The sequence below is a fragment of the Chitinophaga jiangningensis genome (assembly GCF_900142605.1).
GTDB lineage: Bacteria > Bacteroidota > Bacteroidia > Chitinophagales > Chitinophagaceae > Chitinophaga > Chitinophaga jiangningensis.
The window spans coordinates 116,810-132,623 of record NZ_FRBL01000011.1; the positions used below are offsets into that span (position 1 = coordinate 116,810).

The following is a 15,814-nucleotide window of genomic DNA, read 5'->3' on the forward strand; positions in this document are numbered from 1 at the left end:
TTTTGTAGTGGATCAAAAAGATAATTGGGCACCGATCATAAATCTGCGCGGGATACCAAGCACTCCACCCGAGTTGCCGAAATCCTGGGCCTCTCCTACAGCCGGGCCTTCCGGACTGGAAGCAATTATTTTTTTGGAATAAAGCGTATATAGGTTGTCGGCACTTGCATATACCGTGCAGTTAGCCAGTTTTAAGCGATCAATAAAAGCCTTAGGCAGCTCATAACTTAAACGGATATTACGGAGCGAAGCGTTGCTGGCATCGTGCATATATTTATCGGAGCCGAAATAAGTAGTGGTACCCTGGTAATATAGTGATGGCTCTGTGGCATTTGTTTGCCCAGGGGTGGTCCATGGTATCTGCGCTTTGGTATATTTCAGCTGGTTAAACCGCCCGATATTCGCCATCTGCCCGGCTGCTGCGTAATTATTGGTCATCGTATACTTAATGGCATAAGTAATCAGCACACTGAGAGAAATATTATTATAGCTGAAGGTATTGGTGAGTCCACCGTAGAACCGTGGCTGAAAGGAACCCACTGTTTGAAACTGCCTGCTGTCGCGGTCTGCGCCTACTTCCGCCAGGGTGTTCACGTATTCCACCCCTGTCTTTTGTCCCTTTGCGTCGAAGAGTAATTTTTCGAACAGTGGTTTGCCTGTTTGAGGGTCTACACCGGCGTACTTTACAGCTTTCAGCGTATTAATATCATCTCCCTTATACAAATAAAAACTGTTTTGATCATAATAACCCTGCCTGAGTGAGTCGTTTGCTACGCTTACAATCTGATTCTTATTCCAGCTAAAGTTGAAGGCGGTGCTCCAGGTAAAATTCTTACGCATGATGTTCTGCGAATTCAATACTACCTCCACGCCTGTATTTTGTACGACTGCTGCGTTTTGCCATTGGGTAGGAAAACCGGCCATAGGCGGCAGTGTTACCTTCTGAATCAGGTCCTGGGAACGGCGGCGGTAAAAATCTATGTTGGCAGAAAACCTGTTCCACAGGTCCATGTCCACACCGGTGCTGAAGGTTTTGGTGATTTCCCAGCGCAGGTCCGGATTACCCAGCACAGTAATCGTAGCTGCACCGCTGCCGCTGTATACTTCACGCGGATCGTACAGGGTGCGTGTCAGGAAATTATCCCCCAGTTGCGACCCACTGGTACCATAGTTAGCCCGCAGCTTTAACATGCTCAACCACTTCATCTGTTCCAAGAAAGGCTCACTGCTGATATTCCAGGCGGCACCACCGGAATAGAAAGTACCATACCTGTTGTTGCTGCCAAAGCTGCTGGAAGCATCGGTACGTATACTACCACTGAGACTATAGCGGCTTTTGTACGTATAGCCTGCTTCTCCGAATACAGAATACACGGCCCTTACATCTTTTCCTCCTTCGAGATTGCCTACCTTGGTAGAAGGAATACCAAAGAACGAAAGGTCAGCCGGCCCACCCATTTCACGGGCCAGGGAGATGACCGGGTACCCTGCTCTCACATGGTTTACATTTACCAACATATTTTCATTGGTAGTTTGTCCGAATTCCAGTGCCGCCAGCGCCCTGATGGAGTGCTCGCCTGCACGCTTATTGAAGCTCAGCTGGTTGGAGGTGAGGTACGACATCAGGTTGCCGGTAGTGGTGCCCAGGTAACCCTGTGGCGCGAAAATGGAAGTTCCTCCATCGTAGGTTCTCACATCTATATACTGCACATTTTTATTGTAATTCAGGTTGCCCGAATTAGTGCTGGAGATGCTGAGCCAGTCCGTAATCCGGTAATCCAGTTTGATGGAGCCGAAGAACAGTTGAGATTGCAGATTATAGTAATTAAACTGGTTATCATACAGGGGGTTGCCTTTTACCTGCTGATTGCCACCCATTTTATATTGCAGTGCAGGCGTGAGTGCGCCGGCACTATTGTAAGGATTTGACCATGGAATAAAGGTTTGAACGGCGCCTGCTACACTATTCATATCTCTGTAACCGTTGTTCAAAATCCCGTTGATGGACATACTGGTGGACAGCCGGTCGGTAAGCCGGGTGTCGAGGTTAAGTCGAAACGTTTTCCGGGTAAGACTATTCAATACGCTGGTGGCATCTTCCTTATAGTAGGATGCGCCGATATAGAATTTTGTTTTATCATTTCCACCACTGGCCGAAATATTTACGTCTGTGGTATGACTGGTTCTGAACGCGTATTTGGTCCAGTCGTAGGAGTTAGCCACCGCTTCCTGTGTAGGCAGCATATAGGTGAGGTACTCCGGTAAAGTCGGAAATATTGGCGAGAGACTGGCGTTATTTTGTGCATAGTTCTCCGTATAGAATTTTTGTTGCAGGTCATATAGTTCCTGGCCTGACATAAAATGCATGTTGCCTGTATTGGGAATGTTGACACCATGTTTAATATCAGCACTGATACGTGTATTCTCTGTACGGCCTTTTTTGGTGGTCACCACCATTACGCCTGCAGCAGCGCGGGAACCGTATATAGCTGTGGCGGCAGCATCTTTCAGGATGGTGATTTCCTGTATTTCCTGCGGTGTTACCAGGTCTTTCAAATTCTGGTTAGGCATAATCACGCCGTCTAATACCAACAGGGGGCCGTACGACAAGGTGGGGATTACAAATTCATTTACCTGGTCCAGGCCTACACCGGCGATACTGCTCTGGCCGCGTACAAACAGCTGGCCACCGCTGCTGGTGGGATCGGCCGCGTTTTGTTCTGAAATATATACACCGGCTACCCTTCCCTTCAACAGGGAAGCGGGATCGGAGGAAGTAATACCGGTACGTAGGTCATCCCCTGAAATCCTCTGCACGGCGCCGGTCATCTCTCCTGTTTTTTTACTGGTATAACCTGTAGCTATCACCACTTCCTTTTGCTCAATTACTCTTTCTTTCATGGTAAACAGTAGCTCTACCGGCTGGCTGTTTACGGCAATTTTTTCTGAGGTATGGGTAAATCCGATGCAGGAAATTTCGATGGTATAGGTGCCAGATGGTACATTGTTGATCACAAACACGCCCCGCTCATTGGTAGAAGTGCCCATGCCGGAAGGTTTCAAGCGGATGGTAGCCCCTATTACAGGTTGGCCGGTTCCATTAATCACCTTCCCGGAAACGGTGGTGGCAGCAGCTTGCTCCGGAGTATCCGTTGCAAGCGTAGCCTGGTTTTTAGGGGAGATAGTAATGACGCGGTTCCTGACACTGAAACGAAATGGCTGGTCCTTAAAGAGTAGTTCCAGAAATTTATCCAGCTCCATCTCTTTAGCATTTACGTTTACAGGTTTGGCAGATGCCAGTATTTTCTCATCAAAAAAGAACGAGTAGCCGGTTTGTTTTTCCACAGTGGATAACACACTGGCTAACGATCCTGCCTGTACGGATACTGACACCTTACCCTGGGCTTTAGCAGTGGCATACCCATTGATAAGGAAGGTAAACATACATACAAGGACCATCCTCCATACACTCATTGCTTTGCTGTGGTGGCTCAGCCAGGAGCTTCCGGGCCGATTAATACCTACACGTTTTAACATACTTTTGGTTGATTTGATGATTAAACATAAGTCTGCACAGGACTATAAAAAGGTATAGTCCTTACACACGGTATATAGTTGGTTACTGATTACTGGTTGGATACACTATTTCCCATAAACGGTAATCGTTCTGTTGTCGAGTTTAAACTTCACATTTACATCCTGGAGTATCTCCAATACTTCCGACAGGCGGAGGTCTTTTGAGAGTTTCCCTCTGAATAGCTGCGTAGGCATTTCACCTTCATATTTCACGTCTACATCATACCACCTGGAGAGCTGGCTCATGACGGTTTTAATATCGGCATGACTGAAATCGAACTGCCCGTTTTTCCAGGCGATGACCTGGTCGGTATTGACGTTATTTTCAACTTTCATGGTAGTGGTCATTACCTGTGCCTGCTGGCCCGGTTGGAGTATCACCGGCCGGATGTTGGCAGTACCAACGGCTACAGCCCCCTGTAACAAGGTGGTTTTGGTCATACCTTCGTCCACGTAGGCGCTCACATTAAAATGGGTACCTAACACGCGGATGCTCACCCCGTTGTTTACACTTACGATGAAAGGTTTATCTGCATTGGCGGCTACTTCGAAATATGCCTCCCCGGTTATTTCCACCAGGCGATCCTTACCGGCAAAAGCAGTAGGATACCTGATGGAACTGGCGGCGTTCAACCATACGGCGGTACCATCGGGCAGGGTTACACGATATTGTCCGCCGCGTGGCGTTCTGAGCGTGTTAAATGCTATTTTTTCAGTGGAGGAATGGCCGTTATAGTTCAGCTGTCCATTTTGCTGCATTATTGTATAGGATCCCTGACGGATTACCTGCGACCCGGTACTGTCGAGATTTACCACCCGGCCATCTTCCAGCGTAAGCATGGCTTTATTATAACCTGGTAAGATGTTATTGGCTGCCAGGGCTGGTGCTGGCTGGCGCTGATGGCACAGGTAGTAACCACCGATGCTGAACAGTAAAAGCACAGCAGCTGCGGCTGCCCATTGGCGCAGCTGGAAAACGCGATTACGTGGTGCCGGTTTATCCAGGATGCGTTGGAGCAGCGCTGTTCCATCCGGTATGTTGGCATCGGGGCCACTCAGTGCATCCCACTCCTGTTTCATTATCATTTCCAGGTCCTTATTTCCTGTTTGTTCCACCAGGCGCATGAGCTCCTGTTCTTCAGCTGCCGAAGCCAGGCCTTCAAAGTACCGGTGGAATAATTCTGATATTCTTTCCATTTACTATCATTATTGCAAGCACACAAAGATTCAATACCAGTAGCGTTGGCATCTCCCTAAATAAAAAATGCAAACCTGCCGTTATTTATTAAGACACCTGGTACACTTAAAAAGTATATGCTTTCAAGTGTTTTTTTATAGGGTATATTCATTTGAAGGATACCACTACATCCTTAAGACACGTGGTGTGGGGAAAAAGTATACGGGTATTTTACTTTTCTTTTGAAAACAGGGTAAGTATTATCATAATGGCCAATCCGAGTGAGGATTGATTTTTCACATGCTGTGTGATCAGGCTCACCGCCTGTTGCATATATTTTTTTACAGTAGGAAGCGAAATACCCATTTCCCGGGCAATTTCAGCCTGTTTCATTTTATCGATGCGGTTCATGGTCCATACCTTGCGGCAATGTTCCGGTAGCTGGCGAATAGCTTCGTCGATGAGGGAGAGCTGCCAGATACGCTGTTCATCATCACCGGTGGTAATAGCATCCGTTGGTAAAGTGCTGAGTATGGCTTGCCGTCTCGACAAATTACGGATTGCATTCAAGGCGTGATGGCGCGCCATCACCCAGAGGTAGTTGCTGAAACGGTCTACAAATTCCAGTGCTTCCCTGCCCTGCCAGATCTTCAGAAATACATCCTGCAGGATACTTTCTGTTTCTGCGTGTACCCTCGTGATCCTGTTTATGTAGGTGTAAAGTAATGGGTAATAGTGATCGAATATGACTGCAAATGCCTGCTCGTCACCTGCTGCGATCCGCTGTAGCAGTTCTTTCTCTTCGTATGGTTGAATAGCCGGCAAAATTTTGGTCTGATTATTTTTCGCAAACTATAAAAAAATAAATAAATCCTGCAAGTTGATTTTGGATACAGGCAGGATGGTACAGGACAATCAACCCATCCGGAAATTGTAATTTCCTGTAGACGATAGTTTACCACGAGGCATCGGCAAATCTTAAATTCCATGTACGTTATGAATTCATACGCCTTCTGTATTTTCAATAATATGGTGCAGGACAGGCTGTAGACGACGCCCGGCACCCCTCCTCTCAAAACTACTTTGCAGCTACGGGCAATAGCTTATCCCACACCCATCGGAGGCCGCCGTGTTGAATTTCACATATGGACATAATGTGCCCGGACAACTACACGTTTGTCCGCACAACACGCTTGTGCTTTTTCTCACCAAACCTAATATACCCGTAACCAAAATCAACGATTCCACATGAAAAAAATGCTACAATTACTGCTACCTATGGTACTGCTACTGTTTTTTGCCAACGGCTCGCATGCCCAGCAATGGAAGATCCTCGGCAATGAGCAGGCGGTAGCCTCCCTGGCATCCGCCTATACAAATATTGCCCTTGTGAGCGGGGATTCAACAGATGTACCCTATGTGGTATTCACAGAAGGAGGCATTGCCAAAGTAAAAAAAATGCAGGCCGACAGTACCTGGGTACAGGTGGGTGGTAATGTAACCAGCGCCAGCACTACCTATACACGACTATACGCAGATCAAACCGGCGTATTGTATGTAACCTATGTGGATGCTGCTGCCGGCAACAGGCTGGCCGTAAAAACATATAACACCGCCACCAATACATGGGAGCCGCTGGCAGGCAACAGTGCCAACCTGTATGTATCAGCAGGTTCGGTTACCAACAGCGTATCGCAATACAGCTCCACGCCCCGCAGTACCCTGGCGTTCGACTCCAACCATACGCCCTATATTGCCTTTGGGGATAATGGCAACCTGGTACCTTTCGTAAAAATGTTTGATGGCAGCAGCTGGGTCACCGTAGGTGGCGCCTCCGTAAACGCCGCTGCCAAAGCTGTTGCACTCAGCCTGGTGCTGGATGAAAACGATATGCCCTGGCTGGTGTTTTGTAACCTCAGCAGCAACACCGCTACCACCGGCAGTATGGCGCTGTACAACTTCAATGGTAACAGCTGGGTGGCCGCAACCTCCACCCTCTCCGGCATTCGGCATACCAGCATGGTGGTGCAGTCGACAAACAACCTCGCCATCGCCTATTTTAATACCGGTAACTCCAACCGCGCTACGGTGATCACGTATAATAAAACTAGCGGCTCCTGGGGAACGGCTACATCACTGTCAGGCCGCGATGCCCCGGGCATCAGTATGTTGCGGGACCAAAGCGGTAACCTCTACTGCTCCTTTATTGATGCGGTAAGCAGCAGCTCCGTTTCTGCCGCGCGCGTGTTTAAGCAATATGTGGGTACCACTGTATGGCGGGAGTTGAAAGACCCCGCAGTGGCCACCGGCATCGACCAGCCGGTGGGCAACCTCTCCATCGCTATTGGCAGCGATACCGCCCGACCCGCCATCGCCTATACGAAAACAAATAGCAGCAGTGTGGTTACGCCTGTGGTACGGGGCTACATTCCTCCGCCGGACCCTGTGATGATGAGCACTGCGATGCTGAGTAACGTTACCCCTACGTCTGCCGTGGGTGGCGGCCATATCAGTGATGATGGTGGCTCCGCTATTGTGGAGCGCGGGCTGGTGTACGGACTTACCATTAATCCTACCACCGCTGGCAACAAAGTGGCGGCAGCCACGGCAGATACCGGCGCTTACACGGTTACACTCAGTAACCTCACGCCGGCTACCGCCTATTACGTGCGCGCCTACGCTATCAATGCCGGCGGCACCAGCTATGGTAATAATATCCGGTTGAGCACCCTTTCCACGCCGGATGCGGTGGTAACAGGGCCTAAGCAAATGGAGTTCCTTACCAGGGCGGTGGTAGCGGTGCGCCGCAATGCCAGTACGGTATATGTTGGCTGGCGGCTCCTGGGCACCGATCCCCAAGCCATTGCGTTTAACCTGTACCGTGATAGTATAAAAGTAAATGCGGTACCTATCACCACTTCTACCAACTTTGTGGACAGCACAGCCACCGATCATCAGTACACCGTGCGACCAGTGCTCAACGGCGCCGAAGGTGCGCCTACAGCTCCCGTGGATGTATGGGCTACCAACCAGTTGCAAATTCCGTTACAGATACCACCAGGAGGCACCACACCTGACGGGGTAGCCTATACGTACACCGCCAACGATTGCTCCGTGGGCGATGTGAACGGCGATGGGATCTATGAAATATTCCTGAAGTGGGACCCTACTAAACTCAATCATAACTCCGGCGGCTATTCCGGTGATCAGCTCATCGATTGCTACAAGCTGGACGGCACGCTGCTCTGGCGTATTAACCTCGGAAAAAATATCAATGCAGGACCACATTTTACACAATTTATGGTGTACGACCTTGACGGGGACGGCAAGGCAGAAATGGCCTGTAAAACCGCTGATGGCACCATCGATGGTACCGGCGCCGTGATTGGCGATCCGATAGTGGACTACCGCAACAGTGGCGGCTGGGCCGACCAGGGGCCGGAGTTCCTCACCGTGTTCAACGGCCTCACCGGTAAAGCCATGGCTACCGTAAACTACGAGCCCCCAAGAGGCGCCTATGCCGATTGGGGAGATAACTATGGCAACCGCGCTGAGCGATACGTAAATGCCATCGCCTACCTCGACGGCCTAAGGCCCAGCCTGATTGTAGGTCGTGGCTATTATAATAAACTCGTACGTGCTGCGTACGACTGGCGCAATGGCCAGCTTACGCTGCGCTGGAAATTTGACAGTAAAGACCCGAACAACCCGGCTAATGAAGCTTACAGCGGTATGGGCAATCACCAGATGACCATCGGTGATGTGGATGGAGATGGAAAAGATGAAGTGATCAACGGCTCTTCTGCCATTGACGACGACGGCACCCGCCTGTGGAGCAACCGCAATGGCCACGGCGATGCCCTGCATATGACGGATATGGACCCTGATCATCCGGGACTGGAAATATGGCAATGCCTGGAGAGTCCGGGTGACTACGCCCCTATGGGTCTGCGTTTAAACGATGCCCAAACCGGCGAAACCCTGTTTGGCGTAACTACCAGCGGTGATGTGGGTCGCGCCCTGGCGGCGGATATCGACTCCGCCTACAAGGGCTACGAAATATGGGGCTCTTCCGGCAGCGGCGTTTACAGTTTAAAGGGCGAGTTGATTTCCACCAACCGTCCTTCGTATAACCATGCCGTTTGGTGGGATGGTGATTTGGCACGTGAGCTGCTGGATGGCAATGTGCTGGATAAGTGGCGCCCGTCGCCGGTGAATGCGATGACCCGCCTGTTCACTATTTACCAGGCGGCACCGGTGACTGGCAACAACGATACCAAGAAAAATCCCTGCCTCACCGCTGACCTGTTTGGCGACTGGCGCGAGGAAATTATCCTTCGCAGGTCCGACAATACCGCGCTGGTGCTGTTTACCACCAATATTCCTACGGAGCATCGCATATTTACCCTGATGCATGATCCGCAATACCGTACGGCGGTGGCCTGGCAAAACTCAGGCTATAATCAGCCACCCTACCCTTCGTTTTACCTGGGGTATGATATGGAGACACCACCGCAGCCCAACATTGCCGTAACGGATATCATAGCACCTGCCGTTAGCAGTATCAGCAGGCAGAACGCTGATTCTACCAATGCTACCAGTGTGAGCTACCAGGTAGTATTTACCGAAGGGGTAACGGGCGTAACACCGGCTGCCTTTGCCGTGGCGGGTGATACCAGTATTACCGGGAACATTACGGCTGTAACGGCGATATCTCCTGCCGTGTATAACGTTACGATCGGCAACCTTCAGGGCGAAGGCCATATAAAGTTGCAGGTAAAAGAAACACCCGGCATTACCGATGCTACCGGAAATGACCTGCTTACTACCACCATTAACGTTACCGCCTATACGCGAATTCGTGCCGAACAGGCCATTACCTTCTCCCCGATACCTGATAAAGCCTATGGCAGCAGTGACTTTACCCCGGGTGCTACTACCAGCTCAGGGCTGGAAGTGGTGTACACCAGTAATGATCACAGCATAGCCACGATTTTAAATGGGCAGGTGCATATCAACGGGCTCGGAAGTGCTGCCCTCACGGCGGCACAGCCGGGTGATAACCTTTACAGGGCTGCGCAGGCAAAAACCCAGGTACTAACAGTGAAGGATATGGTGAGTCCTGAACAGCCGGCGGCGCTGACGGCCTTTAAAGCTACGGCGCACCACGTGAAGCTGGTATGGCTGCCTGGCACAGATGATATTGGCGTGGCAGGTTATTTTGTTTACAGAGATGGGGAGCTGCTCACCACAACGCCGGTAACAGCTACTTCCTTCACTACCGATGCACCGGCAGGTGACAACGTATATACGTTTACGGTAGTAGCGGTGGATGCTGCCGGCAACCGTTCACCGGAAAGTGCGGCGGCCCGTTATACCAATGGTAATGGCGGTGGCCATAGCGCGGACGACCTGCTTACCATCTTCCCGAATCCTACCAATGGCAACTTTAAAGTGCGCCTCAGCAGTGCCGTGGAAGGGCCGGTTACGATTACGGTGCGTAACCAGAGCGGGCTGATAGTGCAATACCTCAGCGGCACCAAGCAGGGGGAGGTATTCCAGCAAAACGTACAGCTGAAAAATGCCAGCAGCGGCATATACCTGGTAACGGTGACGCTGGGTTTATATGCAAAGACTTCCATCGTAATTGTTCAATAAAGCGTAGGTTTTAACATCAACAAAGGGCGACTAGAAAATCGCCCTTTGTATTTTACCCGGCAAACCTCCCGGAACAATTTTGCCTGACATTTGTTTTCCATTGTTGTGCAATGCTTTGGAGAAAAGATAATCTATCACAATGGAAAACTCATGATAAAAAGATGTAAAGCTGTTCTGTTAGTATCACTCGGGTTAATGGCTCACAGCGAACTATGGGCCCAGGCGGCACCTCCGCCCAATACCATGGGCTTTATACCCGCCTCCATTTCGGAAATAGACGTTGCTTTTCCCATCTACTCCAAATGGCATATTTCCGGACAGGCCGATGTGCAGTTTGTGACGCAGGGGTCCTATATCGACAAAAATCCGTTTGCCTACGGACAGCGGTTTGTATTCAGACCCTGGCTGATGTATTCCGGATTCAAAAACCTGAAGTTATGGGCAGGGTACGAAACCAATCATAAATACGAAGTAAAGGAAGCGGGCAATTATGAAACGCTGGAGCAAAGGGTGATTTTCATGGGTTCCATTGCGCAAAAGCTCCCCAAGGGTACCATGTTTCAACAACTGCGCTTTGAAACCAAGTTCTTCGACGACAGAAACGGGGTGCATCAAACAGTACCCAGGCTCCGGGCACGCTTCGGTGTGAACCACTTTTTGCGGCAGGAGCGCCCCCATCCGATCTTCCAGGATGCCAACATTTCCTATTATGCAGAGCTGATGCTCAAGTTTGCATCCGATGACTATGCGCCTAATAATTTCGATATTTTCCGCATGTCCGTTTATTACAGTGCAGGGATTACTAAAAATCTTCACTTTTTAACCGGTATTATTGCGCAAATGCAGCTACGCACCAACGGCAACCAGTTTGATGTGTACTACGGGCCTACACTTGCACTGAAGTATACCATCAAGCCGAAGGAAAGAGAGACGTTTGATAACGTGAGCGGCGGTGCAGACTAACCTTCCTGTCGCAATGCCAGTGCGGGGTTCAGCAGGGCAATCCGATATACCTGTATCCCTATCGTTAATGCTCCTACGCAGGCGAGGCTGCCCAGGCATACCAGATAGATGCTGATGCCGGGAGTAGCATGATAAGTAAATACATGCAGAAACAGGGCCCCTAATAATGCACCCAAAGGCAGGCCTATCGCGGCCGCTATGATCATGAGCTTCACAAAACTCCAGGATAGCAGGCGCATAACCTGTATAATGCCTGCGCCCATAACTTTGCGGATCACCACTTCTTTTGCGCGCTTTTCCGTGCTGTGGGTTACCACGCCCAGCATGCCTAAGGAAGCGATTACAAATACAATCAGGATGATGATGCCAAACAACTTCAGGTCTTCATTTTCCATGTAATCCTCATAGAGTTGTTGCTCATACCAGTTATACAGAAAAGGTTCGTAGGGGAACAGTCGTTTCCAGGTGGATTGAATGGAGGCAGTAAGGGCTTCCTGGTGGGTGCCTTTTTGTACCAGCAGTGACAGCGTGGTGAATGCGGCGGGGTCGTACCGCAGTACCAGCGGGGTAACCGGCATTTCATAGCGCATGAAGTTGAAGTTCTTTACTACGCCGGCAATCATCATTTCCACGCTGTCCAGCAGTATGGTTTGCCCTATGCTGGCCTGCGGGTCAGTGAAGCCGAGCGACTGCACCGCTTTTTCGTTCAGCACTACAAACCTACCTTTGCTGGTATCCATTTTACTTTCAGGGAGATTATTACCTGCGGCGAAGGTCAGTTTCATGTTGCGGATAAACGCCGCATCTACCGAGTAGGTAAAGGTCTGCAGCGGCTCGATGCCTGCTTTGGCGCGGGCATCGCGGGTGATGGTGGCACGGCCGGCGGATTCATTTAAGGGCGCACTGGTAGCGCCGATGCTGTTTACGCCTGACAGCTTCGCGATTTCATTTGCCAGCAGCCGGTAGTTGCCCGATTCCCCTATTGGGATATTCAATATGTCTTTACGATTGAAGTTTTTATTGTCCGTAGCCATATAGCGGAACTGCGTGTACATGATGGCGGTGGACACCATAAATACCAGTGACACTACAAACTGAACTACGATCAGTGCTTTGCGGAGGCCTATCTTTCCAAAGCCCGCAGGCCCCAGTGCACCTTTGAGAATGGCCACCGGTTTGGCGGCGGACAATATACGCGCAGGAGCTGCACCAGCCACCAGGCCGGTGAGGAGCGTAAAGCCCAGGAAGGAGCACCAGAGTATCCCTGGCCGCTGCACTTCCCAAATCAACCAACGGGCATGAATAAACGATTTCATGGCGTACAAGCCCACCATCCCTATCACGAGGGCAAACATAGCAATAAGCACACTTTCTATCAGGAACTGCAATACCAGCTGCCAGCGGGCAGCACCGGCTACCTTGCGCACCCCCACTTCTCTCGCCCTGCTGAGGGAGCGGGTAAGCGTCAGGTTTATGTAGTTAAAAATCGCCAGGGAGATGATGATCAGCACCATGATCCCGTTGATCAGGATTTTGAACCATGGTTCTACGCCAGGGTTGTTTTGCAACCCGCTGAAGTCGGGGGAAATACTGCCGATGCGCTGGTAGTGAAACTGGTGATCTTTCACACCGGTAAAATCAACCTGTTTCCGGTTATCAGCGCGAACTTGCGCGAGCATACCGTTCAGCTGTTCAGGTGTAGTTCCTTTATGCAGGAGTACGTACGTATAGGCGTTATAGTTTAACCAGTTATCGCTGGCTTCGCCAGGATGCAGCATGGGGTAGGTAGCCATGGAAACTACGATGTCCGCATCCAGGTGCGATACGTGTTGCCCCAGTGGGGCAAATACACCTGTGATCGTGAAGGTGCCAAGGTCTTTCTGTTCCAGTGTTTTACCAATGGGGTCCGTATCTCCAAAGAATTTAGCGGCTGTTTCATGCGAGAGTACTACCGTATAAGGCGCAGTAGCAGGTTGTCCTTTTTCAAGCGGGAAGTTAAACAACTTAAAATAACCCGGGCTTACATAATGCCCCCAGACTCCCAGGGATTTAACCCGGTTGGAGAAGGTGCCGCCAAAGCCTCGTATTACCTGGGCTACCCCTTCCACGCTGCTCTGTTCCTGTTCCAGCTTTTGGGCCAGGGGTTGCGGGGTGCTGGCCAGGGAAATTGTTTTGCCGTCGGCTGCCGTTACGTCGGTGGTAATACGATAGGTGCGGTCAGGAAATGGATGAAATGCATCTCTCTCAAAACTACCCTGCAATTGAATAATGATCAACAGGCACATGGCCATGGCGAGGCCTAATCCAATGATGTTGATCAGGGAAAACAACCGGTGCTTCCACAGGTTCCGCCATGCAATCTTGAAGTAGTTTTTCAGCATAGTAAACGGGGATGTTTAATTAGTTCTACTACTGCCAAAGAAAATGCCTTATTGCAAATTAATACAAATTATCTATTTAGAAATACTAACTAAATATAATATGTCCATTCCCGTTAGGTTATTGTCCAGTATTGAACATTAGGGTAACCGGGCAGCTAATTTTTCAGGGAGATATTTAAGTACTTGGTGGATCAGTTTCCATTTAAATCCGGGTACAATCGTGAAACCACTGCCGGCATCAACGATGGACCTGGCAATGAAGGCGGGCTCCATCAGCAGGGACTCGGGCAGGTCGAGTCCGGCGGTCATTTTACTGCGGATATATCCGGCTACGATCACGTTCACGGTTATTTTCCTGGCAAACAGGTATTGCCTGAGCCCTGCCAGGTATTGTGTAAACGCGGCTTTAGTGCTGCCATATACGAAATTACTTTTGCGGCCACGCACCCCGGAGAGGGACGAGAGTCCGATAATCCGTTCCAGGTGATTATTGCTGCAGTCGGTTATTATCAGATTGAGGATGGACACCGCACCGGCGTAATGCACCTGCATCATACGGTAGCTTCCCTCCCAGTCCACCAGTGCCTGCTCATTGGTTACCTGGAAGCCGGCGGCATACACTACAATATGTGGCTTAGCCGGCAGCGACGCATAAAATTGCGGGTGACTGTCGAATGCAGTAGCATCAAAGTAGGTAATGATGAGCAGGCCGGCAGGGGCTTTACGGGCTGCCATAAAAGCTTCGATATCAGCCGTACTGCGGGAAGCGGCTACTACCTGGTAGCCTTTGTGCAGGTATAGCAGTATGGCTTCTTTGGCTACGTCGGAATTGGCACCGAGTACAAGAACGATTTTGGACATAGGGATTAATTAGGTACCAATATAGCAAAAGCCGCACTAATTAATGGTGCTACTCCCTAATTTTCAGACGGCCGATAATTGAAAAAGTCCCGGGTAATCAAGAGTACCCGGGAATCTGCGCTTATTTCGGCTCTGGCACATATACCAGTTGCATGTGCAAACTATCATTACCCAGCCTGCCGCTAAACTGCATATTTTTATGGTCTTGTTGCTGCAGGATACCATCGAACCGGCTTTTAAAACCGGCAGGGTATCGCCAGGTCACGCTGATACGACCATCTTTTTCATCCAGCTTGTAGGTGCCGATATATCTGCTGTTGTAATGGTTGAATTCCAACACAAATTCGTCCTGCAAATCCATGTACACGGTGGTCAGCACACTGTCCGCCTGTTTTTTTGGTGCAACAGGGGAACCATTTACCAATAACTGTTTTACCCGGTATTTGCCGGAGAGCCAGGGATGCTTATCAGGGTACTGATAAGTAGCTAATAAAAACAATGGCAGTATAACCACCAGCGTCCCTAGTGGCCATTGCCAGCGCTTTCCTTTTATTACCGGCAGGGAGTCAGGTGTACGAAGGAAGAAATCGGTCAATCGCGGCAGGTACTGCATCAGCAGGTAAATTACGCCTGTCATCAATACCAGGGCATGTATCAATACCCAGGTATGTAACTGATAGAAGATGTCAATCAGGATAATATTGAGTAGTATCGGAATGATCACTATTACCCCTAACAGCCTGGTACGTCTGAACAATAGCAGCAGGCTACCACTGATCTGTGCGATTGCTATTGCCACTGTAAAGGGATAAGAGCGCCGGAAATAAGCCCAGGTAAGTGTTTCACCATCCAGGCTATTAAATGGCATATCCAACATACCACGAACCACTACCATCTGCAAGCCACAGATTTTCTGCCAACCGAAGGAGTAAAGGTCGAATGCCAGCAGATAGATGATCACGGTGTTAAAAAAAGCCTTTGTTTTTTCCGGTGATTTGAAATAACCAATGCACCCAGTCAACAGGCAAGCCGGTAACATTAAAAACGAGAACGACCAAATCACTACCTGTGGCAGCCGTCCTCCTGTATACCTGGCGAGCATTCTGAAAACTACAAACATAGCCAGCATTCCGGCAATAGTGGAAGCGATAACAATGGGTCCAAATTTCAATTTTTTCATAATATTGCTTTTACAGCA

Annotated in this window: 8 protein-coding genes; 2 read left to right on the forward strand and 6 right to left on the reverse strand. The window is 49.8% G+C overall.

Annotated elements, in window-relative coordinates:
- Positions 1 to 12: 12 nt before the first annotated feature.
- From BUB18_RS25890 to BUB18_RS25900, 3 genes are all read right to left on the reverse strand, one after another.
- The gene (locus BUB18_RS25890; protein ID WP_073086737.1) at positions 13 to 3,537 is read right to left on the reverse strand and encodes a SusC/RagA family TonB-linked outer membrane protein; all 3,525 of its coding nucleotides are present in this window, start codon (positions 3,535 to 3,537) and stop codon (positions 13 to 15) included.
- Between the two features lie 105 nt (positions 3,538 to 3,642).
- The gene (locus BUB18_RS25895; protein ID WP_073086739.1) at positions 3,643 to 4,773 is read right to left on the reverse strand and encodes a FecR family protein; all 1,131 of its coding nucleotides are present in this window, start codon (positions 4,771 to 4,773) and stop codon (positions 3,643 to 3,645) included.
- A 211-nt stretch (positions 4,774 to 4,984) separates the two neighbouring features.
- Complete coding sequence (locus tag BUB18_RS25900) at positions 4,985 to 5,578, reverse strand: RNA polymerase sigma factor (protein ID WP_178372212.1); 594 nt, start codon at positions 5,576 to 5,578, stop codon at positions 4,985 to 4,987.
- A 423-nt stretch (positions 5,579 to 6,001) separates the two neighbouring features.
- On the opposite strand from BUB18_RS25900, the gene BUB18_RS29515 reads away from it, so the two are divergent.
- Together BUB18_RS29515 and BUB18_RS25910 are read left to right on the forward strand one after the other, a co-directional pair.
- Positions 6,002 to 10,411 carry a rhamnogalacturonan lyase family protein gene (locus tag BUB18_RS29515; protein WP_073086743.1) on the forward strand — a complete coding sequence of 1,470 codons (4,410 nt, stop codon included), beginning with the start codon at positions 6,002 to 6,004 and terminating at the stop codon, positions 10,409 to 10,411.
- 195 nt (positions 10,412 to 10,606) lie between these two features.
- Positions 10,607 to 11,374: a DUF2490 domain-containing protein gene (locus BUB18_RS25910; protein ID WP_218588105.1), complete on the forward strand. Its 768-nt coding sequence runs from the start codon at positions 10,607 to 10,609 to the stop codon at positions 11,372 to 11,374.
- Here the strand turns inward: BUB18_RS25910 and BUB18_RS25915 are convergent.
- From BUB18_RS25915 to BUB18_RS25925, 3 genes are all read right to left on the reverse strand, one after another.
- Entirely contained in the window at positions 11,371 to 13,755 is a 2,385-nt protein-coding gene (locus BUB18_RS25915; protein ID WP_073086747.1) for an ABC transporter permease, read from the reverse strand. The genes BUB18_RS25910 and BUB18_RS25915 overlap by 4 nt on opposite strands.
- Positions 13,756 to 13,893: 138 nt before the next feature.
- Positions 13,894 to 14,616, reverse strand: a complete 723-nt coding sequence (locus BUB18_RS25920) for an SDR family NAD(P)-dependent oxidoreductase (protein WP_073086749.1) — start codon at positions 14,614 to 14,616, stop codon at positions 13,894 to 13,896.
- A 121-nt stretch (positions 14,617 to 14,737) separates the two neighbouring features.
- Positions 14,738 to 15,796: a hypothetical protein gene (locus tag BUB18_RS25925; protein WP_073086751.1), complete on the reverse strand. Its 1,059-nt coding sequence runs from the start codon at positions 15,794 to 15,796 to the stop codon at positions 14,738 to 14,740.
- Positions 15,797 to 15,814 lie beyond the last annotated feature (18 nt).